Here is a 26,325-nt window from a genome sequence, read left to right on the forward strand (position 1 = left end):
TTTTTATATATTTTCTTGCGTATCGCTATCATTAATAAAGCCATTAATTTGTGAATTCCACAGTTTTGTATATAGGCTATTTTTATTGAGAAGATCATAGTGAGTGCCATCTTCGATTATTTTGCCTTTATCAAATACTAGTATCCTATCCATATTGAGTAAGGTTGATAACCTATGAGCTATTACAATAGTAGTACGGTTTTTCATGAGGTTTTCTAAACTATTTTGAATGTCTTTCTCGGTTATTGAATCAAGGCTACTTGTTGCTTCATCAAGAATAAGAATAGGGGCATTTTTTAAAATTGCTCTTGCTATTGCAATTCTTTGTCTTTGGCCGCCACTAAGTTTAACTCCGCGTTCACCAACAAGAGAATTAAAACCTTCTTCAGTTTTCATAATGAAGTCATAGGCGCTTGCAAGTTTTGCCGCTTCAATTACTTCTTCATCGCTTGTATTTATATTACCGTAACGAATGTTTTCCATAAGTGATCGGTGAAATAATATGGGGTCTTGAGGAATAAAAGCAATATTTTTTCGTAAGCTATCTTGGGTAACAAGGTTTACATCCTGGTTATCAATAGAAATTTTACCATTTTGTATATCAAATAGCCTTATAATTAGATTTACAAAAGTAGTTTTACCGCTTCCAGAATACCCAACAAGACCAACCTTTGTATTTCCTTCAATGGTTACTGATAAATTTTCAAATAATGGTTTGTCATGCAAATATTTAAAATGTACATTATTAAAACAAATATCGCCATTAAGTACTTTTAATTCAAATGCGTTAACCTTATCTTTTATTTCATGTTCCTTAGTGACTAAAGTAATACCTTGCTTTAATGTTCCTATTTCTTCAGTAAATTTATTTAAATCGTCCAGAAAGTTCCAAGTGAGTTGAATTATATTAATAGTAATACTAAATATTAGATAAAAGTCACCGTATGTAAGTTGTTTTTCAGCATATAATTTTATAGTAAAATAAACTATAAAACCTATCATTATATTGTTAATGAAGCCTTTAATATAATTACTTTTTATTATGTATAAACGAAACTTTTTGTCACTATCTGTAGTTTTTTGTAAATAACTACTTAGGTAATTTATCTCGTGTATTTTATTTGCAAAATAAATGACGTTATTAATGTTTCTAATAATATCAATAACTTTACCCCACATTGTTGATCTGTTTTTAGCTACAATTTGTGAGTAATTATCAATAGGTTTAAGAAAGTAAAAATTAGCTACTATAAAAACTATAAAGTAAATTAACATTACCATTCCAAGCTTCCCATTTACTGTAGCAAGAAATAATATTGAAAATATACCATGAGCGATTTTTTCAAGCGTTGCAGAAAAAGAACTAAATACACTCGGTACTGCTCTATATAAATCACTAATTTTATTAGAAATGCTCCCGGCAAAATTTTCTTGGAAATATTTATAAGAATGATTTGTTATATAATCTGTAAGTTTACGAATGATCTCCATTCGCATTTCAGGCACTGTATTTACCTGAATATATTCCCATGCACGGTAGAAAATATTATAACATTCTGAACGTATAATAAATGCTATACTACATATTATTAGTAACTTATTGTTTATACTGTTATTTGTTACAAAATCTATAAGATATTTAATAATGTAGCTATCTAAAGGTGGTATTAATGAAGAAATAATTGAGCAAAACAAATTTCCATAAAGATAAAGTTTATAATCTTTTAGAAAATACCAAATGAATTTAAAAGTAGTTGAAGGTAATCGATCCATACTGATTTATTTAATTTTGTTATAATTAATAATGATTTACTTTATGTATCCGAAGGCAAGAATATCAAGTAAAAATTCGAGTTTTATATTATCATACTATTGACATTAACCTAAATATCGTATAATTTCCATCCATAAATCGAAATAATAAGGTGTGTTATGAAAATTGCTAGTTCAATAAAATCAAAGAAAGACAGAGATAAAAATTGTAGGGTAATTCGTAGAAAAGGTCGTATCTACGTTATTAACAAGAAAAACCCAAGATATAAAGTTCGTCAAGGTTAATATTTAAATCTTTCTTTAAATATATTAAAGCCACCTTAAGGGTGGCTTTTTTCATTAATAAAGCTTTATTTATAATTACAGAATTGATATAATAATTAATCAATTAAAAATTATTATATTATGAAGAATTATTTGATCTCAGTTATTATAAGAACTGTTGGAAGAGAAAGCTTAGAACAAGCAATTAATTCGGTTATTACTCAAACTTATAAAAATATTGAAATAATAGTTGTTGAAGACAATGGCAAAAAATGTGAAGAAAGATGCCATGCTTTTAATGATGAAAGAATTAAATATTATAATACAGGCGCGAGTCTAGGTAGAGTTAAAGCTGGAAATTTAGCTTTAACTAAAGCAACAGGGGATTATTTAATTTTTTTAGATGATGATGATGAATTCTTACCAACTCATTTAGCCACTTTAATTGCAAAAGTAGATGGTGAAAATATTGTCTATAGTTTTGCTTATGAAGTTGGAATCAATAAAGAATTAAATTTAAAAACTAAACCTTATATTCTTCAAGAATATTACCCTCAGGAATATTTATACTTTTTTAATCTATTTCCTATTAATACCGTTCTTTTTCCTAAAAAAGCTTATGATGAATTAGGTGGATTTGAAGAAAATATTGAAATGCTTGAAGATTGGATTTTATGGGCAAAATATGGTTTTAAATATAAATTTATTTCATCAGATTATATAACGGCGATTTATACAGTACCATTCGGATTAAAATCTTATTTTAAAAGACATTTTATGATTAAAAAATATTTTAATCAAGCAAGTGATTTGATTAATAAGTTATCAAAAAATGCGCCTATAAGTATTCAAAAAATAGATTTTTTATCACGCATAAAAAGAAAATTTAAAGTTGTTTATATCTTATTTAAAGCTCGTCTTGACACATAACTTATTAATTAGTATCAACGATTTTAGTTAAACTTATTTTATTGGAAAATTATGATCAATATTACCTTAGCAGATGGGTCAATAAGGCAGTTTGATAAAGCCTCAATTAACGGCTTTGAAATTGCTGAAAATATTAGTAAAAGCCTTGCAAAGGCAGCGCTTGCTATAAAAGTTAATAATGAACTTAAAGATTTAAGTCATACAATAACCACTGATGCTAAGATTGAGATTGTAACACCTACAAGTAATGATGGATTAGAAGTAATTAGGCATGATGCCGCGCATATATTAGCTCAAGCTATAAAAGAGCTTTATCCAGATGCTCAAATTACAATTGGGCCTGTAATTGAAAATGGTTTTTACTATGACATTTCATATAAGCAAAGCTTAACACCAGATGATTTAGTAAAAATTGAAGCTAAAATGCAGGAAATTATAAAAGCTGATTATAAAATTGAACGTGAAGAATGGGATAGGGATGAAGCGGTAAAATTCTTTAAATCAATTGGTGAGCATTATAAAGCAGAAATTATTGCAAGTATTCCTAGTAATGAAAAAATTAGCCTCTACAGACAAGGTAATTTTATTGATCTTTGCCGTGGACCACATGCCCCAAGTACTGGCAGACTTAAAGCTTTTAAATTAATGAAGCTTGCCGGTGCTTACTGGCGTGGTGATAGTAATAACGAAATGCTTCAACGTATTTACGGTACTGCCTGGGCTGATCAAAGGCAACTTGATGATTACTTAAAAATGCTTGAAGAAGCTGAAAAAAGAGATCATCGTCGTTTAGGAAAAGAGCTTGGTTTGTTTCATATTCAAGAAGAAGCTCAAGGAATGATTTTCTGGCATGAAAAAGGCTGGACTTTATATCGTATAATAGAAAGTTACATTAGAGGGAAGTTAGAAAAGAATGGATATGTTGAGGTAAAAACTCCTATTATTTTAAATAAGAAATTTTGGGAGCAATCAGGTCATTGGGAAAAGTTTAGAGAAAATATGTTTGTCTCTGAACAAGAGGATGAAACTTTAGCTATTAAGCCAATGAGTTGTCCATGCCATATTCAAATATTTAATCAAGGAATTAAAAGTTACCGTGATTTGCCACTTCGTATGGCAGAATTTGGTAATTGCCATCGTAATGAACCTTCAGGCGGACTTCATGGTCTTATGCGCGTAAGAGGATTCACTCAAGATGATGCGCATATTTTCTGTGCGGAAGATCAAATTACTGACGAAACTATTAGATTCTGTAATTTATTAAAAGAAGTGTATAAAGACTTTGGATTTACAGAAATAGCAGTAAAATTCTCTGATAGACCTGAAAAAAGAGCGGGTAGTGATGAAACCTGGGATAAGGCAGAAGGAGCATTAAAACAAGCAGTAGAAGCTGCGGAACTAGAATATATTTTAAATCCAGGTGAAGGGGCGTTTTACGGTCCTAAGCTTGAATTTGTACTTCGCGATGCGATTGGCAGGGATTGGCAATGTGGAACCTTACAAGTAGATTTTGTTTTACCAGAAAGATTAGATGCAACTTATATAGGTGCTGACGGTAATAAACATCGTCCTGTAATGCTTCATAGAGCAATATTTGGTTCTTTCGAGAGATTTATAGGGATTCTAATTGAAAACTTTAGCGGAAAATTCCCGTTATGGCTTTCACCAATTCAAGTAATGGTAATGACAATTACTAATGATGCAGATGAATATGCCAAAAAGGTTTACGAAAAGTTAAATAATTCTGGCGTAAGAGTAAAATTAGATTTACTTAACGAAAAAATTAATTATAAAATAAGAAAGTATTCGCTTGAAAAGATTCCAGTAATGGTTATTGTGGGCAAAAATGAGATGAATGAAAATACTGTTTCAGTTAGAACATCAAGTGAAAGCCCACAAGAAGTTATGAAATTGGATGATTTTCTAACATACTTACAAAGTAATATTAAAATAAATGCATAATAAAAATTAAGGAGAAGGGCTATAAGTAACAGTAAAGGTAATCAATTCCCTAGAGCAAATAGAGAAATAACAACTAAACAAGTTAGGTTAATTGATTTTGATGGTACAATGCTTGGGGTAGTAACTACTCAAGAGGCATTAAAAATAGCAGCAGATCGTGGATTGGATTTAGTAGAAGTTTCACCTACGGCTGATCCCCCCGTATGTAAAGTCCTTGATTTTGGTAAATATAAATATGAAGCTCAGAAAAAAGCTCATGATGCGAAAAAGAAACAAAAAGTTATTGAAGTAAAAGAAATTAAATTAAGGCCTACTATTGCTGAAGGTGACTACGAAGTTAAACTAAGAAGTGTTAAAAAATTCATTACTGAAGGCGATAAAGTAAAAGTTTCAGTAAAATTCCGTGGTCGTGAAATTACTCATGACGAATTTGGAATGAATCTTCTTGTTAGGATGAAAACCGAACTTAGCGAAATTTGTAAGGTTGAACTTGAGCCTAAAATGGAAGGTAAGCAGTTAATAATGATACTAGCGCCACAAGCTAGTAAATAGATTTCAATTTTTATAGGAATCTAGTTTTTTTTCCTAGATTCCTATAAAAATTATTTTGTTACTTCGTTATTTTTATTAATTTCTTTTTGTTTTTCTTTGAATGCGAATGAATTTTTAACGTTATCAATTTCTTTATTGATCTTTGTTAAGTTTTCTTCTGAAGCCACAATGTTTAATTTAGGGTTAAGCGGTTTAAGTGTGGCAAAAGTTTGAATTGCTTTATCACTTAATTCAATATCAGATATATTAATATAATTTAATTTGGTTAAATTTAACAATTTTTCAAATTCTTGTTCAGGAATTTGCTTACAATTACTAAGATTAATGGCCTCAAGATCTTTTAAATTTGTTACGAAGTTTAATGAAGTAATATTAGAATTACCGATGTACAATTCTTTTAGAGTTTTAACTTCACCTAGCTTATTGATTTCAGTGTTATTTAAATTAGGGCAACGATTAAGAATTAGTGCTTTAAGATTAGGAAAAGTTTTGATAAAATCCAAATCAGTAATTGAAATCCCACCCAAGCTTAAATCTTCTAGTGTAGGATGATTTGCAAGTTTTTCAAATTCTTGAGAAGTTAAATTGTCGCAACTATTTAAATTCAATTTTTTTAATTTAGAAAGTTGGTCAATACCTTCCAGGCTATTTATCTTTGTAACAGATAAATCCAAAATTTCTAAAGTTTTAGTATTAAAAAATTGCTTAGAAAATCAATAAATTATAAATTGAAATAAAGCATTTAGAAGGTAAGTTAGTCCTTATAATAAAGAAAATGACCTAAAAAGGAATTAAAGTAAGTATAATTATCTAATATTAAATGCAAATTCAAATTGGCTAGCAATATCGATTTCAACGCTTGCAATACGTTCATAATCAAACCAAATACGCATAGGGTAATTAACGTTTAAAACCTGCTTAGGATTTATTTGTTCATTACTTGAATAAGGTAATACTTGTTTAACTAAAACTATATTATCCTTATCTTTTAATATAATTCTCATATAAATTGTAGGAATAATTTTGTCAGAGAAATTTACAATTTTTCCATTAATTAAAATGAAATTCCCTTGATTAGTTTTTGCAGGGTTGAAGCTTAAATCAGTAAATCTTAATCCTTTAGTGTCATAATATCCCATGTAGCTATAAAGTGGTTCAAGTATAGGAAGTTTTTTAACCATGATATCTTTAGCAAAAATACAAGCTATGAAGAATAAAAAAATGAAAGTTGTTAATGGGAAAAGATAAAACCATTTTGAAGTTTCTTCATATACTTTTTGATTTGCCTTACTTACTTTACTGTTTTCATTTATAATATGATCAATATTGATTTCTTCAGTAGTTTTTGTAGCTACCCATTCAATTTTACAATTTGAACACCTTACCTTTCTGCCAGCATCAGGTATGAGTTTATCATCTACTTTAAATTTAGTATTACAGCTAGGGCAAGAAATAATCATATTTTAATTTTATTTAATTATTAAATTAATGAGTAACATACTGCTTTGTTTTTTACAACAAAATTATCATATTATTTACAATATAAAAAGTTTTTTCGAGCAGGATGTTTAATGAAAAATTAAAAATTCTAAATTAATGTTCTAGTGCCATTAATTTAGAATTTTTAGAAATTATTTTTTTAAAGAAATTGATGAAATAGAACTTATTATTTGATTTAACTCGTTAGCATCAAATCGGTTAGTTATATTATATGAAATATCTAAAATTTGTTTAAATTTATCATATCCTGTTTTAAGGTCAGGTTGTTGAAGATCTTGTAAGATGCTTTCAAAATTATAAATTGGATTTTCCCCCTTTTGTATTTTATGCTCATTTACATTTAAATACATAGCTAATACTAGATTATGGACTGCAATAGAGTTTAATCCATTATTGAAATCATATAAAATTACTACAGGGTTATTAGACATAATATGATTGTCTTTAATAAAAGCAGAGAATTCACTTAACATTACTTGCGGAGGAATTGTTTTGGAGCATTCAAAAACAAATTTGTTTTCCCCTTGAACTTTAGCATAATTTTTATTAGTAGTTTTATCTCTAAAAGAAGTATTATTTTGACTGCGTAAATCAATAATTAATCCAGCTGCTTTCGCTTGATCGCTTGTAAATTTTGTAGAAGGAATTAAAACTAATTCTTTACTTGGGCTTAAATACACCCGGGTATTGTTAGCGAAATTTTTCTCAAGGAAAGATTCATTAAGTCCATGATCGGTTGGAATGATTGATGCCTCCAGTGAGTTAAATGATTCCAGACCATAAACAGAATTTTCCATATATGAATTGTCTAGTAATACAGATTTAGTCAAATCTTCCATGCCTGGCATTACGGATCTACCTAATTCTTCACCATCTTTATTAACGTAAAGGCCGCTAGAATTATATGATTCACCGTCATAAGTAGAATATTCAAGATTATCACTAGTTTGTTTATTTCTTTTAAGAATTAATTCTCCTACTGTAATATTATAAAGTAGGTTAGAAAAATTTTCATAATCTTGCTTTGATAATTTTTCTTTTATAATTTGTTGTAAATCAACACCAGGTATGAAATTCCCTTCTTTATCAAAAATTTTAAAATATTCTTCGGTAGATAAATTTTTATTAATTAAATTTTCAAAAATCATTTTCATGATTATTGAAGAATTTGATCCCATTCTTTTTTCAGTTGCAAGTAAAGTGTTGATTATACTAGGTGAGGTTATGTGTTGAAGATTTGTATTATTCTCTTTTATAAAATGATAAAAGACTTTAAATGCTTCATAAGCATCTTTGTTATTAGCAGAAAAAGTTTGAAATATTTCACTTTCAAAAGAGCTTAAATCAAATAGTTTAACATCATCAAAGTACCTTCTACTTAAAATAAATAAATTTTTTATTAAATATAGATTGGAGATAGCATCTTTTCCATATTTAGATAATTCCTCATTTGCATTATTAACTGCTACTTGTTGATAATTTTTCATTATAGCCCTTTAATTTAAATTAATTACATGTATATATATTAACAAAAAATTAACTAAAAGTAAAGTTATTTATTAAGAAATGCTAATACTTAATAAAGTAAGGCTGTTTGCTTATCAGGGCAAGCTAATGTCTCTATTTGAATAGTAGAATGAGTTAAATCAAATTTTTTATATAAAATTTCTCTTATATCTTCTTGTAACTTATCATAATTTATAGAGTTATCATTTATCATAACGTGTAGTGTGGTAAGCTTATGATTTGGCGTTAAAGACCAAATGTGAATATCGTGTACATCCGTGACTACCGATAAATTATCTATTATTTCTTTTATAATTTCGTCAGGATTTATTGAGCTTGGAGATCCTTCCATTAAAATGTAACTGGATTGTTTTATTAAACGCCAACTAGCTTTTAAAAAAAGTACAGATATCAATAATGAAAGTATAGCATCAACTTCTGCCCAACCAGTTAACATAATTATAAATCCTGCAATAATTGCAGCAATTGAGCCTAACATATCACTTAAAACATGAAGAAGAGCGCTTTTAATATTAATATCATCACTTGCTCCGTTTCTAATCATTAGAAAGGAAAGGAAGTTAACCAGAAGGCCAATTAATCCTACATAAAAAATTGCCTCACCGCCTATTTCCACAGGGTTAAAAAATCTAAAAAATGATTCAAAGGCCAAATAAATTGATAAAACAAGTAAGCTTATAGCATTAACAAATGTCGCAATTACTTGTAAGCGATGATAACCATAAGTAAATTTATTATTTTTAGGACGATTTGATATGAATAGCGCAAACCATGAAAGAAATAATGCTATACTATCAATTAACATATGTCCGCTATCAGCAAGTAAGGTAAGAGAACCAGTATAAATTGCAGCTATTGCCTCAATAATCATAAAGCTTGAGGTAAGGATCAAAGCCCTTAATAATATACGGCCTTGTGTCTTATTGTGGTTACAATGGTCATGATAATGCAATGACATAAAAAATCTTCTTAAATGAGTTAGAATTTGATTGTGACTTAAATAAAAATAATTTCAATTATAAGATAGAAATTATTAGAATAATTATTTATTTTTATCAATTTTAGTTAAAAATTTTTCAAAATCTTTTGCCTCGCTAAATTCTTTATAAACCGAGGCAAAACGAACATACGCAACTTGATCAACTTCAGCAAGTGTAGACATAATAATTTCACCAATAGTTTTAGAATGTACTTCGTTATTACCTAACGATTCTACCTTCGCAGTAACCTGATTTACTAAAGATTCAATTTGGTCACTAGATAATTGCCTTTTTCTAAATGCAATGCTAATTGACCTAGATATTTTTTCTCTATCAAATGGTCGCTTTTCTCCATTCTTTTTAATAACCGAAATTTCTCTAAACTGGATTTTCTCTATAGTTGTAAAGCGGTTATTACATTTAAGACATTGACGCCTTCTTTTAATAATATGACCATCATCACTTGCCCGGGAGTCTTTAACTTGGGTATCTTCAAAAGCACAAAAAGGACATTTCATAAATATTAACTTTTATTAATAAATCAATTCTTATCCCTTTAAAATATAGAATTATATTCATAGTTACAAGAAAAGAAGCAATTAAAATCAATAGGTTGCAAATTAGTTAAAATATTAATATATTAAAAATTGACAGGAAAGTTAATATATTAAATAATTATATATTGTATATTATTTATTATAGGCCGTATTATGCTGTGGGATCTAGGAAAAAAACTAAAAAATTGGTTTAAAGATCATCAAGAAAAAAAGCTAAACAAAAAAATTGGCGATATTGATAACACAATAAAATATATTAATAGCAAAATTAACGAAGCTAATAATAAAAAAGAACTTTCTGATGAAGATAGTAAAGAGTTAGCAAAGTTAGAAAAAGACAAAGAAACCTTAGAAAAAGCTAAGAAAAATATTAATAAAAATGCAAGAGCAGGGTCTGGTTTAAGTATGACAGGCGGTATAATGTTTCTTGCAAGCTTTATAATTCCAATTCCAGGTGCCCAATTACTTGGTGGAGCTATGTTAATAGGTGGCTTAATTCTAGGTTTATCCACACCAAAACCTGCAAAAAAAATACTTGAAGAATATAAAAATAAAGTCGCTGATTATACTTCTAATAAAACTCCTGAGAATGAAGGGCATTCAAATATTCAGGTATTGGAAGAGGAAGTAGAAAGGAGTGGAAGTAAAACTCAAGGAAAAGAAGTTAATAAGGTTGAAAATAAAGAAGAGAGAAAACCTTTAACTCCTGAAGAAAGAAAACAAAAATATATAGAACAGGCGGATAGAAATAAGCAAGCTGCAATAGATAATATGGAAAAGGCTAATGCTGAATTTAAGGCAAAATCGGCTTCAGGTTCTCTTAAAATGAGAACCGGTGGAGCTAGTGTGTCTAGTCCTGCTCCTATGGATCCTTCCAAGCAAGCTACTAAAAAAAGCCCTGAAATAAAATAATTTAAATGGTTGTATAAACCCATGTCTCAAAATGATTTTGATGATATTGAAAAATTAACTGCTCGTGAAAAGGTTAATGGAAAAGATTTGCCTATAAGCCAGGAAATAGATCAAAGTGAAGATAATGTTGAAAAGGAATTCAAGGTTAATAGTAAAAGGAAGTTAGGAGATAAATTATCATTCTTAATTAAGCTATTACTTAAATTTTTTAAAATGCGACTTTTGATTTTTTTAGGGTTCAGAAAACTAGCTAACGCTTTAAGTACAAAAAATAATATTGGTGGAAATAATTCACAGAATAATTATGAACAATCTCGAGAATTAGGGCAAGAGCAAGAATCATATTTACAACAAGCGAGCAAACTTGGAATCGATTTAGCTCAAATTTCAAAAGCTCCTGAAGAAATAAAAATAGAAAAAATTGAAATTAAGTTAGTCGAAACAGAAGTTCTAAAAGAAAAAAATATAATTCAAGAAGCAAAAGAAGTTAGTAAAAATTATGAAAGAAATCATCAAGGGATAGAGACTTCAAGAGCTAATGTAATATTACATCAAACTCATAAAGAAGTTACTGCTCACATTCATGAAACTAAAGCGTTAGAAGAAATGGGTGAAAAATCTAACAACAGAGACAGTATAAGTATAGCGCGCGGAAATGCTATAGCATTAGCAGAAAATTTAGCACAAAATGCTTGTATGGATAATTTTAGAGATAACCTAGATAATGAACAAACGTTATTAAATGTTTTAAAAGAAAGCCAACAAAATAATTTAAGTAATGCTTTAAAACAATTACAGGATCATAAAAATAATACTCTAGACGACTCATCACCTGCTAATCACGATTCCAGGCACACCCATGAAAGACATCAAAAAACTGATCATGAAAGTAATGGGCATGGACATAACGGCCATTAATTAATTTAATAATTTTATCCTCCAACCCTAGATTTTTTATAATCAATATTTATATAAGATATAGAAAATCCCAAATTATGGAGGGGAAATTATGAATTTAGAAAAATTTACGAGTAAAGCACAAAATATTATTCAGGGTGCATATAATGCAGCCCTTGCTAATTCGCATCAATATTTAATGGCAGCACATTTGTTAAATGAAATGCTTAACGATAATGAAGGCTTTATCGAAAATATAATTATTTCTAGTAAAGGTAATTATGCTCAAATTAAAGCTGAATGTGATAAAGAAATCCAATCTTTACCAAAAGTTACAGGAGGTGGAGTTGGACACGTTCTTACTTCACAGGAATTTGCTAAGCTAATTTTAGAATCAGAAAGTTTAGCTAAAAAGAAAGGTGATAGTTTTGTTACCGTTGAACGTATGTTTCAAGCCTTACTTAATGTAGAATCTAAAGCTAACGATATATTAAAAAAAGCAGGTTTAACACTAGCAAAATTAGATGCTGTTATTGATGAAATTAGGGGTGGTAGAAAAGCTGAAAGTCAGCATAGTGAAGAAAGTTATCAATCCCTTAAAAAATATGCTACTGATCTTACTGAAAAAGCCAGACAAAATAAGCTTGACCCGGTTATTGGTCGTGATGAAGAAATAAGGCGTGCTATTCAAGTTCTTGCAAGAAGAACTAAAAATAACCCAGTGCTTATTGGTGAACCAGGTGTTGGTAAAACCGCGATTGTGGAAGGTCTTGCTCAACGAATAATAAATGACGATGTACCAGAAAGCCTTAAAAATAGACGATTACTTTCTTTAGATTTAGGAGCGATGATTGCAGGTGCTAAATTTAGAGGAGAATTTGAAGAAAGGCTTAAATCAGTTTTAAATGAAATAGCAAGTAGTGAAGGGGATGTAATTTTATTTATTGATGAATTGCATACTCTTGTAGGAGCAGGAGCTTCAGAAGGAGCGATGGATGCTTCTAATCTTTTAAAACCTGCTTTATCACGTGGAGAATTGCATTGTATAGGAGCAACTACCCTTGATGAATATCGTAAGCATATTGAGAAAGACGCGGCTCTTGCTCGTAGATTTCAAACTGTGTATGTTTCAGAACCTACAGTAATTGACAGTATTTCAATACTTAGAGGCCTTAAAGAAAAATATGAGCTTCATCATGGTGTAAGAATAACTGATAATGCTCTAGTTTCTGCTGCAACACTTTCAGACAGATATATTTCTGATAGATTTTTACCTGATAAAGCAATTGATTTAGTAGATGAGGCGGCAAGTAGGCTTAGAATGGAAATTGATAGTAAGCCAGAAAAGCTTGATGAGCTTGATCGCAAAATTATTCAAATGAAAATCGAAATGGAGGCATTAAAAAAAGAAAATGATAAAGCCTCTAAAGATAGATTAGAAGATTTAACCAATGAGATAAAAGATTTTGAAAGCGAGGCAACTGAGTTAAATGCTAAATGGAAAGCTGAAAAATCGAAATTAACAGATCTACAAAAATTAAAAGAGAATTTAGAGAATGCAAAATTAGAATTAGAAGCTGCTCAAAGGAAAGGTGATTTAGCAAAAGCTGGCGAATTAATGTATGGTATTATTCCCGATTTAACCAAGAAAATAAATGATCAGGAAGAAAAAGCAAAATCTACTGGCTTACTTAAAGAAGCAGTTACAGACCAAGATATTGCATTAGTAGTTTCAAGATGGACTGGAGTGCCTGTTGATAAATTAATGACGGGTGAACGTGAAAAACTACTTACTATGGAAGAACATTTAGGTAAATCGGTTATTGGTCAAAAAGATGCGATAATTGCTGTAAGTAATGCAGTTAGAAGAGCTCGCGCTGGTGTTAGTGACAAAAACCGACCACTAGGAACTTTCATGTTTTTAGGCCCTACTGGAGTGGGAAAAACTGAATTAACTAAATCTCTAGCAGAATTTTTATTTGATGATTCGCACGCATTACTTAGAGTAGATATGTCAGAATATATGGAGAAACATTCTGTAGCGCGTTTAATTGGGGCTCCTCCAGGGTATGTTGGATATGAGCAAGGTGGATATTTAACCGAAGCCGTAAGAAGAAGGCCATATCAAGTTATATTATTTGATGAGATAGAAAAGGCTCATCCGGATGTATTTAATTTATTTTTACAAATTTTAGATGAAGGAAGATTAACCGATAGCCATGGAAGAGTGGTTAATTTCTGTAATACTATAATTGTAATGACTTCAAATATCGGTTCAGATTTATTAGTAGAACTTAAAGAAAATGAACCTGCAGAAAAAGTGCGTGACAAAATTATGGAAAGAGTAAGTCAATCATTTAGACCAGAATTCATTAATCGTATAGATGAGATTATCTTATTCCACAGATTGTCACGTAGAGATATGAATGATATTGTTAAAGTGTATCTTGAAAAAATAAAAACTCATTTAAGCGAGCAAGATATCTTTATTGAACTCACTGATAAGTCTATTAATTTACTTGCAGATGCAGGATATGATCCGCTTTATGGAGCCAGACCTTTAAAAAGAGTAGTGCAAAAGCTTTTACAGGATAAGCTTGCCTATAAAATTTTAGCTGGTGAAATACAGCCTGGAAGTAAAGTGGTTATAGACGCTAATGATAAAGAATTAATTATAAAGTAGATATTTAGTGCCAGGGATGAAATAAACTTGGCATTTATTTTATATTATTTTTTTTAATAGATAAATTGAAGGACTTAAAAGTAAAATTTAATAGGAAAGTTATTAAAATTAAAGCCTACTTTTTACAGTAGGCTTTAAAGGTTTTATTCGATATCGAAATCGAAATATGTATCTGGATACATTTCGTTTTCTAATAAGAAATGCCACCATTCTCTTTCATCAGGTTTAAAACCTACTGTTGTCATAACTTCTCTTAAATATGCACGTTTACTTCTATTTTTGTCTAAAACAAGTTTAGAACCAGGAGCAGAAGCTTCATCCATTAAATCAAATGAAGTACCCATATCAACAGTGCCATCATCTAAAAATGTCATTGAAACATTATTAGTAAGTTTACGATGGGTTTTAATGATTGGTCCTGGTGTTTTATTTAAAGAAATTATAGTAACGTCAACAGCGCTTCCTCTAGAATGAGGAGATTTTAAAGCAAAATAACCAAAATTAGTTATTCTTGATTTATCAGTTCTTGGATAATAATCTTCTTTATATTTTTGATCTTTAAAGTTATTACTCCATTTAATGATTGCATCTACCGCTTTTTGTGGGCGATATGCATCATAAACTACGAGTGAATAACCATCTTTTAAAAGAATATCTTGAGCTCTTTTAAGGGCTAAAGCTGTAGGTCTTGTTAAAATTACACGGTTAGCTTTATAACCATCAAGTCTTTTACCAATAAAATTTTCTTTTGAATAATAACGAAGATTTTGAATGATTGTCGGGTCTACTTCTTCAAGATAAACAAAGCCTTCTGGAAAGTTTGCTGTAGCTTGGGCAGCATTTAAACATAAAACATAGGTAAAAATTACCATTAGAAATCTCAACATACCCTATCTCCTTTTTAAGGTTAGTAATTAGTTTAGAATCGAAACGGCCGTTAACAATTTTATTATAAGTGTGTAACATTTTATGTCAAACATAAATAAAGTATTTAAAGATGTTTTATTATTAATTTTAATTGCGAAAAATTAGAAATAAGTTTTTAAAATGGAAAATTATTCGTAGCAACGTAAAAATAATTCTATTTTTTCTATTATGAAATCATCAGCGATTATATTTGAATTATTATCTAAAACCCCTAAGGTCGCTTTTAAATGTAAGTGCCCAATGAGAGTAGTCAAAAAAAATTCAGCAGCTTTATTATAGTCAGATATATTTAAAACTTTTCCTTTTTCCATTAAGAAATTAGCTATGACTTCTGTACCTTTCATGACGCCATTATTAAAAAAAGCCTGACTTAATTCTGGAAAATGTTTTGATTCTGACACAATAATTCTAAAGAGATTTATGGAATCTTTATCTAGTATTTTATTAAGAAAACTTTTACCTATAAAAATTAGATTTTCCTTAAGGCTTCGGTCTTCTTTAAGATTTTCTGATAACAATGATGCAAAGGTTTCGCATCTATTTTTAATTACATGAGCAAATAACATTTCCTTGCTATCAAAATAATTATATAAAGTTGCTTTTGAAACTTTTGCCTCGTGCGATATAATTTCCATGCTTGTTGTAGAAAACCCATTATTTAAAAATAAATGCTCTGCAGCTTTAATAATTTGGTCTCTCTTGTTACACGGAAACTCAATTAATGTTTTTTTATTTTTCATAATAACAAATTAATTTAAATGGCTTGAAAATTAAAGATATATTATAGTATATTAAACTAAACAGTTTAGTTCAAGTTAAGTGATTAATTATATGCAAAAAAATTCATTAGATAATATTAAAACTCTTATTAAAGAAAATAAAAATGCCTACCTAAAAAAGTTAGGTTTTGTAATGGGTTGTTTAATAATAGCCTTCATTTTATATTATATTTTTTATTTAAAAAATATAATTTCTACAGACAACGCGTATGTAAAAGGTGATGTCACTCCTATAATGAGTAAAGTTAATGGTTACGTTAAAGAAGTGCGCCTTGATGATGGGGCAAATGTTAAAGCTGGAGATATTTTAGCGAAAATTGAAGATGAAGATTATATTGCGAAGTTTAATAAAGGAAAAGCTGATATAGCAGAGATAGAGTTTACAATAAAAAACCTCGAACAAAAAATATTAGTTCAAGATATTGAACTAGAGCAAAGTAAAGCCAAATTAGATGCTTCTCAAGCGGATTTTGACAAAAATTTTAAAGATTATGAAAGAGCAATAAAGCTCAATAAAACTGACGTTATTTCTACGGGAAATTTTGATAGTATTAAAGCTAGATATTTAAAAGCAAAAGCTGATTTAGAGACTACTCAATTAGGAATCCAAGTTTCAGAAAAAAATATATTAATGGATAAAAACGAATTAGAAAAAGCTAAAGTTATGTTGCAATCAAGAAATGAAAGTTTAAAGCTTTTACAAATCGATTTAGACGCAACTAGTATTAAATCCCCGATTGATGGGGTTATAGGTAATAGAGGTGTAAAAAAAGGTCAATTCGTTCGTCAAGGTAGCGTTCTTATGCATGTAGTACCTTTAAATAATTTATGGGTAATTGCTAATTTTAAAGAAAGCCAAATACAAAATGTTAAACCGAATAATAAAGTAAAAATAAATGTTGATGCTTTTCCAGGGGAAACTTTTTATGGTAAAGTTGAAGCGATATACCCTGCTTCAGGTTCAGAATTTAGTTTATTACCAGCAGAAAATGCCACAGGAAACTTTACAAAAATTGTTCAAAGAGTGCCTGTAAAAATTTCTATTAAACATAATAAAGGGTTTAGAATTGTTCCTGGAATGTCAAGTGTTGTTAAAATTAACACGGCAAGTGGTCAAAAATCTAAATAGTTGAATGCATATGAGCGAAATATCAAGCGCTGAAAATAGAAAAGGCTATTTTATAATGATAATAGGCCTTTTTATGGCTATTTTAGATATACAAATTGTAGCAAGTTCTTTAGGAGAAATTCAAGCTAGTCTATCTGCGTCATTAGATGAAATTAGTTGGGTTCAAACTGCTTTTCTAATAGCTGAAGTTATAGTTATTCCGATAACTGGTTGGTTATCTAGAGTATTATCGACTCGTGTTTTATTTACCTATGCTTGTCTTTTATTTACAATTTCAAGCGCTGCCTGTGCTTTTAGTTGGAATTTAGAATCAATGATTTTCTTTAGAGTGCTACAAGGACTGTTTGGTGGTGTAATGATACCCACAGTATTTTCTGCAATTTTTCTAATATTTCCTAAAAGTGAACAGCCGAAAGCTACAATTATTGCAGGACTTGTAGCTACAGTCGCACCAACCCTAGGCCCAACTCTAGGAGGATGGATTACATCTAATTGGTCATGGCACTGGCTTTTTTTAATTAATATAATTCCGGGTATATTTGTTTCATATGGGGTTAATAAGCATATTAATATAGATAAACCAAATTATGAATTAGTAAAAAAGTTTGATTTTCTAGGCTTGTTTTTAGTTATAGTTTCCTTAAGTTCATTAGAATTATTTTTAAAGAAAGGACCAAATAATGATTGGTTTGATTATTGGCTAGTTAAAACTTTATTTTGTACACTTATTATTTCTTCTATATGGTTAATATGGCATGAATTAAAATGTGATTCTCCAGTTATTGATATACGAGCATTTAAAGATAGTAACTTCGCTGTAGGGTGCGCTTTAAGTTTTGGAATAGGGGTGGGTCTATATGGATCTGTCTATTTAATGCCTCTGTTACTTACAACAGTTAAAGGGTATAGTAGCTTACAAATAGGAATGATTATGTGGGTAACGGGGTTATTTCAATTTGCATCTGGTCCAATTGCAGGAATTTTAGAAAAAAAATTAGATTTAAGAATTTTATTAATGTTAGGACTCTTTATTTATGCTATAGGAATGGTTGCGAATGGTTTCATGAATTTAGAAGTAAGTTTTCATGAATTGTTCTGGCCGCAAGCAATAAGAGGGATTTCAATTATGCTATGTTTCTTACCTATGACAACTGTGGCAATGGGTAAATTACAACCGCATGAAGTACAAAACGCTAGTGGATTATATAATCTTATGCGTAATTTAGGTGGGGCAATAGGTATTGCAATTATTGATTACTATTTAAAAATGCGTTTAAAAGTGCATCAAGTTAGTATAGGAGAAACTTTAAATTATGCTAAATTATCGCAATTAGGTACAGAAGGTGTAACTTCAGAAACTATTGAAAATACTGTAACTGACCCTAGTTATATTGATTTAATTAATTTAAAGCTTCTATCTGGAGCGGTATATAAACAGGCCTTAATCAAGGCTTTTAACGATACATTTATTGCTATAGGTCTTTACTTATTTGCTTGCATTTTTCTAATGTTATTTGTGAAAAAAGTGGAAAAATCTGATGAAATGAGTGGCGCTCACTAGAAAATTTTTATTACTTTGCAAGTAATTGAATTTTATAGAATAAATTTTAAGAAAAACATTAATAAATTTAAAACATTTTATTGCTTATCGTGCTTAATGTGGTATAGTTTGTGAGTCAAAAATTTACTTTATATTAGTTCATAAGAGAAAAGATATATGCTTGAAAGTCAAGATTTAGTTCCAATTGCAATTGAAGACGAAATGAAACGCTCATATTTAGATTATGCTATGAGTGTGATTGTTAGCCGTGCCTTACCTGATGTTCGTGATGGTTTAAAACCAGTGCATCGTCGAATACTTTACGCAATGATGGAATCTGGATGTGACTATAATAAGCCATATCGTAAATCTGCGAGAATCGTGGGTGAAGTAATGGGTAAATACCATCCACATGGTGACGCTGCTATTTATGATTCTTTAGTACGTATGGCGCAAGATTTCTCTTTACGATTACCTTTAATTGATGGCCAAGGTAACTTTGGTTCTATGGACGGTGATGCTCCAGCGGCAATGCGTTATACTGAATCTCGCTTAGCAAAAGTTGCGCATTCTTTACTTGAAAATATTAATGAAAATACAGTTGATTTCAGACCAAACTATGATGGATCAGAAGAAGAGCCTGTTGTTATCCCAGCGCAATTTCCAAACCTATTAGTTAATGGAGCTGGTGGTATTGCTGTAGGTATGGCAACAAATATCCCACCTCATAATTTAGGTGAAGTTATCGATGCTTGCTGTGCATATATTGATAATACAGATATTACATTTGAAGAAATTGGTGAAATAATTAAAGGCCCAGATTTTCCAACAGGTGGTACAATTCTAGGTGTTTCAGGTATTAAATCAGCTATTGCCACAGGTCGTGGTTCAATAATTATGCGTGGAAAAACGCATTTTGAGCAAACTAAAGAGGGCAAACAAGCGGTTATCATTACTGAAGTCCCTTATCAAGTAAATAAGGCAAAATTAGTTGAACGTATTGCGGAACTTGTACGTGAAAAGAAAATTGAAGGAATTACTGATCTTAGAGATGAATCTGATAAAAGTGGCGTAAGGGTTGTTATAGAAGTTAGAAGAGATGCTTTCCCTGAAGTTATTTTAAATCAATTATATAGCTATACACCATTACAAACATCTTTTGGTGTAAACTTACTGGCGCTAGATAATGGTCGTCCGGTTCAAATGAATATTAAGGAAGTAATTGCAGCTTTTATTGAATTCAGAGAAATTGTAATTACAAGAAGAACTAAATTCCGTTTAAACAAAGTTAGAGATAGAGCTCATATTTTAATTGGTCTTGCAACAGCGGTTTCTAATATTGATGAAGTAATTGCTTTAATTAAAGCTGCTCCAGACCCACATGCTGCTAAAGAACAATTAATGAATAAAAATTGGAGTGCTGAAAATATTATTTCAATGATAAATATTGTTGAAAGAGCAGATAATTTAGTAACTGTAGGGGAGACTATTAAATTAACTGAAGAACAAGCTAAAGCTATTCTTGAAATGAGACTTCAACGTTTAACAGGTCTTGAGCATAAAAGAATACATGATGAATTAGAAGAAATTGCAGCTCACATTAAAGATTATATGGATATTCTTTCTTCAAGAGAAAGACTAATGAGCGAATTAAAACAAGAATTAATTAAAGTTAAAGAAGAATTCGCAACTCCTCGTAGAACTGAAATTGAATTTAGTGAATTTGAACACGATATAGAAGATCTTATCCCACGTGAAGATATGGTAGTAATTGTAACTGCTGGCGGCTATATTAAACGTGTACCGCTTTCAACTTACCGTGCTCAAAAAAGAGGTGGTAAAGGTAAGTCAACAATGACCATGCATGAAGAAGATATGACTACAGATATTTTTGTAGCAAGTACTCATGCACCAGTATTATTCTTTTCAAGTACTGGAAGAGTTTATAGGCTTAAAGTTTACAAATTACCAATAGGTTCTGCGCAAGCTAAAGGTAGAGCTCTTGTAAATATCTTCCCACTTAGTGAAGGTGAAAAAATTACAAACGTAATGGTGCTACCTGAAGATCAAGAGGATTGGAAAGATAAGCATATAGTATTCGTAACATCATTCGGTAATGTAAGACGTAATGATATTTGTGATTTTGAAAATATTCCTTCTAATGGTAAAATTGCTATGAAGTTAGAAGAGGGTGATCAGTTAATTGGTGTTGCACTTTGTAACGATGATAATCATATTTTACTTTGCACATATCTAGGTAAGGCTGTGCGCTTCCCAGTTGAAAAAGTAAGGGTATTTAAAGGTCGTACATCTGTGGGTGTAAGAGGTATTAGACTTGCTGAACATGATTCAGTTATTTCTATGTCTGTACTTGTTGGAGCTGAAGCAGATATGGAAGAGAGAAGCTTGTTTACTTCAATAACTTTAGATTTAAGAAAACAAATTGCAAAAAGCCCTACTGACGAAGAATTATTAACTCAAGTTGATAAAGAAATTTTCAATAGCCTTGGTGTTGATAAAATTACAAAATTTGCTGAACAAGAGCAATTTTTACTCACAGTAACTGAAAATGGTTTTGGTAAGCGTACCTCAGCTTATGAATATAGGGTAACCAATAGAGGTGGCCAAGGTATTACCAATATCGTAACTTCAGAAAGAAATGGTAATGTTATAGCAAGCTTACCAGTGGAAGATGGTGACCAAATTATGTTACTCACAAATAAAGGTAAAGTAATTAGATGTCCTGTGCATGATATTCGTGTATCCGGACGTAATACTCAGGGTGTGAAATTATTTACAACTAATAATAAAGAAGTTGTTGTTTCTGCAATAAGAATTATTGATGGAGCTTCAGAAGAAGGTGAAGAAAATAATGAAGAAGGTATTATTGATAATCCAATATTAGATAACCCAACATCATATAATTCTACCTCTGGAGAAGAATAGTTTATGCAGCGAATAGGTATATATGCAGGTACTTTTGATCCAATGACAATTGGGCATGCTAATATTTTAAAGCGTGCTTTGAATGTTGTTGATGAATTAGTTATAGCAGTTGCCGTAGAAAATTATAAAGATACCCTTTTTACTGCTGAAGAAAGGGTGGATATGGTAGAACATTATATAAAAGAAATTGTTCCAAATGAATTACACCGCATTAAAGTAAGTTCATTTAAAGGGTTATTAGTTCATTTTGCAAAGGATTTAGGGGCAAGTTTGCTTGTCAGAGGCATTAGAGCTGTCCCTGATTTTGAATATGAATTTCAATTAGCATGTGTAAATTCAAGGCTTATGCCAAGTATTGAAACCATATTTATACCAGCCTCAGAAAATAATCAGTACGTATCTTCTCGCTTTGTGAAGGAAGTAGCTCGTCTTGGTGGTGATGCATCAAGTTTTTCATGTAATTATATTGTCAAAAAGTTGAATAATTATTATGCTAAACTAAAGGAACCTCCAGTACAGCAATTAAATGATTGAGAAAACTGAAAAGCTTAATAAATCTTATTTTAATTCTAAAAAAGTAGAAAGTGAAATAAATGAAGATAAGGTTTCAGGTAATTATAAGTTAAGTAAAAACGATAAATCTTCTGCTATTAGTTCTTCACAAAATAAAGTTTATAATAATGGTTTCAGGCAGGTAACTAATTTGCTTGAGAAAATTATAAATCCAGTTTTAAATGATCAAAATAAATATTTAAGAAGAATAATTTTTGATTGGCATCGTGTGGTTGGTAACGATCTTTCCACTAAATGTGGGCCTGTAAATATTATAAGCTATAGAGAAAACAAACAGCAAAAGAATAAGTTGAAAATTGAAGCATATTCGGGCGGAATTGCGTTAGAAATAACTTATAAAAAAGAAACCGTAATAGAAGCAATTGCAATATTATTAGGTTTTAGACTTATACACGAATTAGAAATTACACAAGTATATAAAAATTCTTCTGAATTATTAAATTTGGAATATTACAAAAAAGCTCCGGAACATCCTTTAGTTACTCAAATTACTGAAAGTTTTGAGGATGAAGAACTTAAAGAAGCTTTAAGTAATTTAGGTAATAGGGTATTTAATAATAAATAAATACTATTAATTACATACTAGTTTTTTATATTCAACAATTCATCAAGCTCTTTTAGTAATAAATCTATATCCTGAGTGCGAGAAAGACGGTGATCTCCATCTTTAATAAGCGATAATTTAATTCTTTTAGATAGAAGTTTTTTAGCAAGAGTAATTGAAGTGTCAAAAGGTACATCAGTATCATTCATACCATGTAATAATCTAATTGGGTAATCAATATTAATAGAAGGTTTATGTAATAATAAATGTTGTTTTGCATCTTCAATCAATTCTTTCGTAACTAAATATTCACTTGTACACCAATCAGCTTTTAATTTTAAAGAACCTTGTTCTAATAATTGTGTTTGTTCGCTAGTTGATAATTTATCCCACATAAGATCTTTAGTAAAATCTGGAGCGGAAGCAAGGCCAAGTAAACCATGAATTTTTTCAGGGTTTTTAAGAGCTGCAAGTAAAATTAGCCACCCACCCATGCTTGAACCGATTAAAATTTGTTTCTGGTCTTTTAAAGTTAAATTGGTTATTACCGAATTAAGGTCTTCAAGCCATGTAGAAATACTACCTTCATTTTTATCACCAGAAGATTCACCATGATTCCTACAATCAAATTTTATAAAGCTTAAATCATGCTTTTTAGCGTAGGATTCAACGGCTATTACTTTGTCACCATTCATGTCTGATCTAAAGCCATGTACAAAAATAATTCCAGGTAAATTACGTTTTAGCTTGCTAAATTCACTTTTATAGGCAATAAAATTATTAGGAGAATAAAAAAATCTTTGGATTTTAGTCATACAAAACCTATGAAGTATTTTTTATGAAAGGCAGGATACAACATAAACCAACTATTTTACAAGTAGTTCCTTCACTAAATTCTGGTGGAGTTGAAAGAGGCACAGTAGAAATTTCTGAAGCAATTGTAAAAGCTGGTATGAAATCAATAGTAATTTCTAATGGCGGAACACTAGCGTCAAGAATAATGGATCAAGGTGGTAAGCACATATTACTGGATGTTTCTACAAAAAACCCAATAAAAATATATCGTAATATTAAAAAGATAAAACAAGTTATTATTGAAAATGAAGTTGATCTTGTTCATGCAAGGTCACGTGCGCCAGCATGGAGTTGTTTTAAAGCTTGTAGCGAACTTAATATACCTTTCATAACTACTTTCCATGGTAGCTATAGCCAGAATTTTTTTAAGAAGCATTATAATAAGGTTATGACTCTAGGAAAAGTTGTAATAGCAGTTTCAGATTATATTTCTGAATATATAAATAAACATTTTCCTAAAGCTAAAGATAAAATAATAATAATCCATCGCGGAGTTGATACTGAGCATTTTAATGCTACAAAAATTCCACCTCAGCGTTTAGAAAATGCTATCATTAATTTAAATATTAAGAATATACAAGACCCAAAACATAGAAATAAACCTATTATTGTGTTACCAGCTAGAATTACACGATGGAAAGGACAAAATCTATTTATAGAAGCATTAGCAAAACTTGAAAATAAAGAATTTCATGCAGTTATTTTAGGTGATACTAAACATCATGAAAGATATTATAAAGAACTGAATGAACTTGTAATTAAGAATGATTTAAGTAAGCAAGTTAACTTTGCCTCGCATTTGCATGATATGCCAGCGGTATATGCTGTGAGCGATATAATTATAGTTCCTTCATTACGTCCAGAGGCATTTGGAAGAGTAGTGATCGAGGCCCAGAGTATGGAAAAAATTGTTATTGCAAGTAATATTGGCGGAGCAAGAGAAACTATAATTGATAAAGAAACTGGTTTTTTATTTGAACCTGGAAGTGTTGAAAGTTTAGCTAAAACCCTAGAAGAGGTTTTGCATATGTCAAAAGATGAAAAAGATAGAATTAGAAAAAATGCTCGAGAGCATGTCATTGAAAATTTCTCATTAGAAAAAATGAGATTTATGACCATTCAAGTTTATAGGCAAATTTTGAATGTCTAGGCTACCAATTTCGGTATTTATTATTGCTAAAAATGAAGAAGAAAGAATCGGCAAAGTTATTAATAGTGTAATTGATTTCGTTGACGAAGTAATTGTTATTGATAGCGGTAGTGTTGATAATACAGTTAAATTATCTGAAAGTTTAGGTGCTAAAGTTATTTTTAATGAATGGCAAGGTTACGAAAAACAAAAAATATTTGGTGAAGAATTATGTAAAAATAATTGGATATTAAATATTGATGCTGACGAAGAAGTAAGTTCTAAATTAAAATTAGAAATAATAAATCTTTTTGAAAAAAGTGAACCTTTAATTAAAGCTTACCGAATTCCCATTACTATCGTTCATAGATTTGATAAAGAGCCAAGATTATTTGCTCCAACTAATTCCCCAATACGTTTTTATCATAAAGCTTTTGCAAGCTTTTCCTTTAAACAATTTGTTGGTGAGAGTCATGATTCGGTTATAATTGATCCAACGAAAGTTAAAACAATAGGTAAATTTAAGAATAAAATTTATCATAGATCTCTTCTTTCAATTAAACATGCTGTAGAAAAAGCTAATTTTGTTAGTGAAGCACAAGCAAGAGATCTAATGGCAAAAGGTCGTTGTCCTTCATCTATTCGGATTATTCTTGAAATTTTTACCACATTTTTTAAAGCGTATATATTTCGTAGATATTTTGTTTTTGGAATTAATGGGTTTATAGATTCATTAATTTTTGCTTTTGCAAGATTTTTAAGGGTTTCTAAAGCAAGAGAAATGTGGATAGAGAAAAAGAATAATAAATAATAGTATTATTGTTTTGGAGGTAGATTTTCTTCTATTTTCTTTATTATTTCATGAGAACCGACACGAGCTGTATCATTAAAGCTTGCTATTATTTCACCAAATGGTGAAATAAGGTATTTATTAGCGTTATTATCATCTGGTGTTTCTGTTTTAGCCCATTTAAAAAATGGATGATCTTCCAGATGCTTACCTTTATGTAAAGCTATCGATTTTGTAATAAAATAATTAACAGTGCTACTATCTACGCACATATTAGTGGTAAAATTATGCGATTGTTTTTCTACGGGAATAGCTATAATTACTAAACCTCTATTCTGATAATCTTGAGCTATTTGATCAAGTTGTAAAAAATCTCTATTAAAACCACAAAGAGAAGGGGTGTTAATTACTAAGATTAATTTTCCTTTATAATCTGCTAAATTAATAGTTTTTCCGTTATCTGCTTCAAAATTAAAGTCAAAAGCATTGTTGTTAGCATTAGCATTATTAAAAGTTAATATAAAAGATAATAATATTTTAATTAAAAATTTTTGCATTAAGAGTACTTCTTTACTT

General features: G+C 29.9%; 24 protein-coding genes. 14 read left to right on the top strand and 10 right to left on the bottom strand.

Translation table 11 applies throughout. The features are described from left to right. Positions 1-3: 3 nt before the first annotated feature. A complete protein-coding gene (locus J0H68_00950) occupies positions 4-1,773 on the bottom strand; it encodes an ABC transporter ATP-binding protein (protein MBN8827258.1) in 1,770 nt (589 codons plus the stop codon). Positions 1,774-1,932: 159 nt separating this feature from the next. On the opposite strand from J0H68_00950, the gene ykgO reads away from it, so the two are divergent. The 4 genes from ykgO (at position 1,933) to infC (ending at position 5,481) form a co-directional block, all read left to right on the top strand. After that, positions 1,933-2,058 carry a type B 50S ribosomal protein L36 gene (gene ykgO, locus J0H68_00955; protein MBN8827259.1) on the top strand — a complete coding sequence of 42 codons (126 nt, stop codon included), beginning with the start codon at positions 1,933-1,935 and terminating at the stop codon, positions 2,056-2,058. A 120-nt stretch (positions 2,059-2,178) separates the two neighbouring features. Continuing rightward, on the top strand, positions 2,179-2,967 hold the full coding sequence (locus J0H68_00960; GenBank protein ID MBN8827260.1) for a glycosyltransferase: 789 nt from the start codon (positions 2,179-2,181) through the stop codon (positions 2,965-2,967). A 51-nt stretch (positions 2,968-3,018) separates the two neighbouring features. Continuing rightward, a complete protein-coding gene (gene thrS, locus J0H68_00965) occupies positions 3,019-4,929 on the top strand; it encodes a threonine--tRNA ligase (protein MBN8827261.1) in 1,911 nt (636 codons plus the stop codon). Between the two features lie 21 nt (positions 4,930-4,950). Continuing rightward, positions 4,951-5,481, top strand: coding sequence for a translation initiation factor IF-3 (gene infC, locus J0H68_00970; GenBank protein MBN8827262.1), 531 nt, complete (start codon positions 4,951-4,953; stop codon positions 5,479-5,481). Between the two features lie 50 nt (positions 5,482-5,531). On the opposite strand, the gene J0H68_00975 is transcribed toward infC, so the two are convergent. The 5 genes from J0H68_00975 to nrdR all read right to left on the bottom strand — a co-directional run bounded on the left by J0H68_00975 (position 5,532) and on the right by nrdR (position 10,006). Continuing rightward, positions 5,532-6,155 carry a hypothetical protein gene (locus J0H68_00975; GenBank protein ID MBN8827263.1) on the bottom strand — a complete coding sequence of 208 codons (624 nt, stop codon included), beginning with the start codon at positions 6,153-6,155 and terminating at the stop codon, positions 5,532-5,534. 132 nt (positions 6,156-6,287) lie between these two features. Beyond that, complete coding sequence (locus tag J0H68_00980) at positions 6,288-6,941, bottom strand: zinc-ribbon domain-containing protein (GenBank protein ID MBN8827264.1); 654 nt, start codon at positions 6,939-6,941, stop codon at positions 6,288-6,290. 171 nt (positions 6,942-7,112) lie between these two features. Beyond that, on the bottom strand, positions 7,113-8,468 hold the full coding sequence (locus J0H68_00985) for a hypothetical protein (GenBank protein ID MBN8827265.1): 1,356 nt from the start codon (positions 8,466-8,468) through the stop codon (positions 7,113-7,115). An 89-nt stretch (positions 8,469-8,557) separates the two neighbouring features. Then, a complete protein-coding gene (locus tag J0H68_00990) occupies positions 8,558-9,466 on the bottom strand; it encodes a cation transporter (GenBank protein ID MBN8827266.1) in 909 nt (302 codons plus the stop codon). 84 nt (positions 9,467-9,550) lie between these two features. Beyond that, a complete protein-coding gene (nrdR, locus tag J0H68_00995; protein ID MBN8827267.1) occupies positions 9,551-10,006 on the bottom strand; it encodes a transcriptional repressor NrdR in 456 nt (151 codons plus the stop codon). A gap of 192 nt (positions 10,007-10,198) precedes the next feature. Between nrdR and J0H68_01000 the strand changes: the two genes are divergently transcribed. The 3 genes from J0H68_01000 to clpB all read left to right on the top strand — a co-directional run bounded on the left by J0H68_01000 (position 10,199) and on the right by clpB (position 14,537). Further along, positions 10,199-10,957 (top strand): hypothetical protein, encoded by a 759-nt coding sequence (locus J0H68_01000; protein MBN8827268.1) that lies wholly within the window; start codon positions 10,199-10,201, stop codon positions 10,955-10,957. A 21-nt stretch (positions 10,958-10,978) separates the two neighbouring features. Continuing rightward, a complete protein-coding gene (locus J0H68_01005; GenBank protein ID MBN8827269.1) occupies positions 10,979-11,875 on the top strand; it encodes a hypothetical protein in 897 nt (298 codons plus the stop codon). A gap of 91 nt (positions 11,876-11,966) precedes the next feature. After that, positions 11,967-14,537: an ATP-dependent chaperone ClpB gene (clpB, locus tag J0H68_01010; protein MBN8827270.1), complete on the top strand. Its 2,571-nt coding sequence runs from the start codon at positions 11,967-11,969 to the stop codon at positions 14,535-14,537. Positions 14,538-14,680: 143 nt separating this feature from the next. On the opposite strand, the gene J0H68_01015 is transcribed toward clpB, so the two are convergent. Together J0H68_01015 and J0H68_01020 are read right to left on the bottom strand one after the other, a co-directional pair. Then, positions 14,681-15,424: a M15 family metallopeptidase gene (locus tag J0H68_01015; GenBank protein ID MBN8827271.1), complete on the bottom strand. Its 744-nt coding sequence runs from the start codon at positions 15,422-15,424 to the stop codon at positions 14,681-14,683. 168 nt (positions 15,425-15,592) lie between these two features. Beyond that, positions 15,593-16,204 carry a TetR/AcrR family transcriptional regulator gene (locus tag J0H68_01020; GenBank protein ID MBN8827272.1) on the bottom strand — a complete coding sequence of 204 codons (612 nt, stop codon included), beginning with the start codon at positions 16,202-16,204 and terminating at the stop codon, positions 15,593-15,595. 91 nt (positions 16,205-16,295) lie between these two features. Here J0H68_01020 and J0H68_01025 point away from each other — a divergent pair, with 91 nt between their 5' ends. From J0H68_01025 to J0H68_01045, 5 genes are all read left to right on the top strand, one after another. Continuing rightward, a complete protein-coding gene (locus tag J0H68_01025) occupies positions 16,296-17,372 on the top strand; it encodes an HlyD family secretion protein (GenBank protein ID MBN8827273.1) in 1,077 nt (358 codons plus the stop codon). 10 nt (positions 17,373-17,382) lie between these two features. Continuing rightward, on the top strand, positions 17,383-18,933 hold the full coding sequence (locus J0H68_01030; GenBank protein MBN8827274.1) for a DHA2 family efflux MFS transporter permease subunit: 1,551 nt from the start codon (positions 17,383-17,385) through the stop codon (positions 18,931-18,933). Positions 18,934-19,089: 156 nt separating this feature from the next. Then, a complete protein-coding gene (gene gyrA / locus J0H68_01035; GenBank protein ID MBN8827275.1) occupies positions 19,090-21,858 on the top strand; it encodes a DNA gyrase subunit A in 2,769 nt (922 codons plus the stop codon). A gap of 3 nt (positions 21,859-21,861) precedes the next feature. Next, entirely contained in the window at positions 21,862-22,392 is a 531-nt protein-coding gene (coaD, locus tag J0H68_01040) for a pantetheine-phosphate adenylyltransferase (protein ID MBN8827276.1), read from the top strand. Further along, the gene (locus J0H68_01045; protein ID MBN8827277.1) at positions 22,385-22,996 is read left to right on the top strand and encodes a DUF721 domain-containing protein; all 612 of its coding nucleotides are present in this window, start codon (positions 22,385-22,387) and stop codon (positions 22,994-22,996) included. Before coaD ends, J0H68_01045 begins: the two co-directional genes overlap by 8 nt. 17 nt (positions 22,997-23,013) lie before the next feature. Here the strand turns inward: J0H68_01045 and J0H68_01050 are convergent, their stop codons facing one another. Further along, a complete protein-coding gene (locus tag J0H68_01050) occupies positions 23,014-23,790 on the bottom strand; it encodes an alpha/beta hydrolase (protein MBN8827278.1) in 777 nt (258 codons plus the stop codon). Positions 23,791-23,813: 23 nt separating this feature from the next. On the opposite strand from J0H68_01050, the gene J0H68_01055 reads away from it, so the two are divergent. Continuing rightward, on the top strand, positions 23,814-24,980 hold the full coding sequence (locus tag J0H68_01055) for a glycosyltransferase family 4 protein (GenBank protein ID MBN8827279.1): 1,167 nt from the start codon (positions 23,814-23,816) through the stop codon (positions 24,978-24,980). After that, positions 24,973-25,770, top strand: coding sequence for a glycosyltransferase family 2 protein (locus tag J0H68_01060; GenBank protein MBN8827280.1), 798 nt, complete (start codon positions 24,973-24,975; stop codon positions 25,768-25,770). Before J0H68_01055 ends, J0H68_01060 begins: the two co-directional genes overlap by 8 nt. Positions 25,771-25,775: 5 nt before the next feature. Here the strand turns inward: J0H68_01060 and J0H68_01065 are convergent, their stop codons facing one another. Beyond that, positions 25,776-26,306 (bottom strand): redoxin domain-containing protein, encoded by a 531-nt coding sequence (locus J0H68_01065; GenBank protein ID MBN8827281.1) that lies wholly within the window; start codon positions 26,304-26,306, stop codon positions 25,776-25,778. Positions 26,307-26,325 lie beyond the last annotated feature (19 nt).

It is taken from the genome of Sphingobacteriia bacterium (assembly GCA_017304685.1).
Taxonomy (GTDB): Bacteria; Pseudomonadota; Alphaproteobacteria; order Rickettsiales; family 33-17; genus JAFKLR01.

Excerpts from the sequence above, each read along its gene's own strand:
- gyrA (MBN8827275.1), top strand. The coding sequence starts at position 19,090 with ATGCTTGAAAGTCAAGATTTAGTTCCAATTGCAATTGAAGACGAAATG.
- J0H68_01030 (MBN8827274.1), top strand. The coding sequence starts at position 17,383 with ATGAGCGAAATATCAAGCGCTGAAAATAGAAAAGGCTATTTTATAATG.
- J0H68_01025 (MBN8827273.1), top strand. The coding sequence starts at position 16,296 with ATGCAAAAAAATTCATTAGATAATATTAAAACTCTTATTAAAGAAAAT.
- clpB (MBN8827270.1), top strand. The coding sequence starts at position 11,967 with ATGAATTTAGAAAAATTTACGAGTAAAGCACAAAATATTATTCAGGGT.
- J0H68_01000 (MBN8827268.1), top strand. The coding sequence starts at position 10,199 with ATGCTGTGGGATCTAGGAAAAAAACTAAAAAATTGGTTTAAAGATCAT.
- J0H68_01055 (MBN8827279.1), top strand. The coding sequence starts at position 23,814 with ATGAAAGGCAGGATACAACATAAACCAACTATTTTACAAGTAGTTCCT.
- J0H68_00990 (MBN8827266.1), bottom strand. The coding sequence starts at position 9,466 with ATGTCATTGCATTATCATGACCATTGTAACCACAATAAGACACAAGGC.
- J0H68_01050 (MBN8827278.1), bottom strand. The coding sequence starts at position 23,790 with ATGACTAAAATCCAAAGATTTTTTTATTCTCCTAATAATTTTATTGCC.
- J0H68_01015 (MBN8827271.1), bottom strand. The coding sequence starts at position 15,424 with ATGTTGAGATTTCTAATGGTAATTTTTACCTATGTTTTATGTTTAAAT.
- nrdR (MBN8827267.1), bottom strand. The coding sequence starts at position 10,006 with ATGAAATGTCCTTTTTGTGCTTTTGAAGATACCCAAGTTAAAGACTCC.
- J0H68_01005 (MBN8827269.1), top strand. The coding sequence starts at position 10,979 with ATGTCTCAAAATGATTTTGATGATATTGAAAAATTAACTGCTCGTGAA.
- J0H68_00950 (MBN8827258.1), bottom strand. The coding sequence starts at position 1,773 with ATGGATCGATTACCTTCAACTACTTTTAAATTCATTTGGTATTTTCTA.
- J0H68_01060 (MBN8827280.1), top strand. The coding sequence starts at position 24,973 with ATGTCTAGGCTACCAATTTCGGTATTTATTATTGCTAAAAATGAAGAA.
- J0H68_01045 (MBN8827277.1), top strand. The coding sequence starts at position 22,385 with ATGATTGAGAAAACTGAAAAGCTTAATAAATCTTATTTTAATTCTAAA.
- coaD (MBN8827276.1), top strand. The coding sequence starts at position 21,862 with ATGCAGCGAATAGGTATATATGCAGGTACTTTTGATCCAATGACAATT.
- J0H68_01020 (MBN8827272.1), bottom strand. The coding sequence starts at position 16,204 with ATGAAAAATAAAAAAACATTAATTGAGTTTCCGTGTAACAAGAGAGAC.
- J0H68_00985 (MBN8827265.1), bottom strand. The coding sequence starts at position 8,468 with ATGAAAAATTATCAACAAGTAGCAGTTAATAATGCAAATGAGGAATTA.
- ykgO (MBN8827259.1), top strand. The coding sequence starts at position 1,933 with ATGAAAATTGCTAGTTCAATAAAATCAAAGAAAGACAGAGATAAAAAT.
- J0H68_01065 (MBN8827281.1), bottom strand. The coding sequence starts at position 26,306 with ATGCAAAAATTTTTAATTAAAATATTATTATCTTTTATATTAACTTTT.
- J0H68_00980 (MBN8827264.1), bottom strand. The coding sequence starts at position 6,941 with ATGATTATTTCTTGCCCTAGCTGTAATACTAAATTTAAAGTAGATGAT.
- J0H68_00960 (MBN8827260.1), top strand. The coding sequence starts at position 2,179 with ATGAAGAATTATTTGATCTCAGTTATTATAAGAACTGTTGGAAGAGAA.
- thrS (MBN8827261.1), top strand. The coding sequence starts at position 3,019 with ATGATCAATATTACCTTAGCAGATGGGTCAATAAGGCAGTTTGATAAA.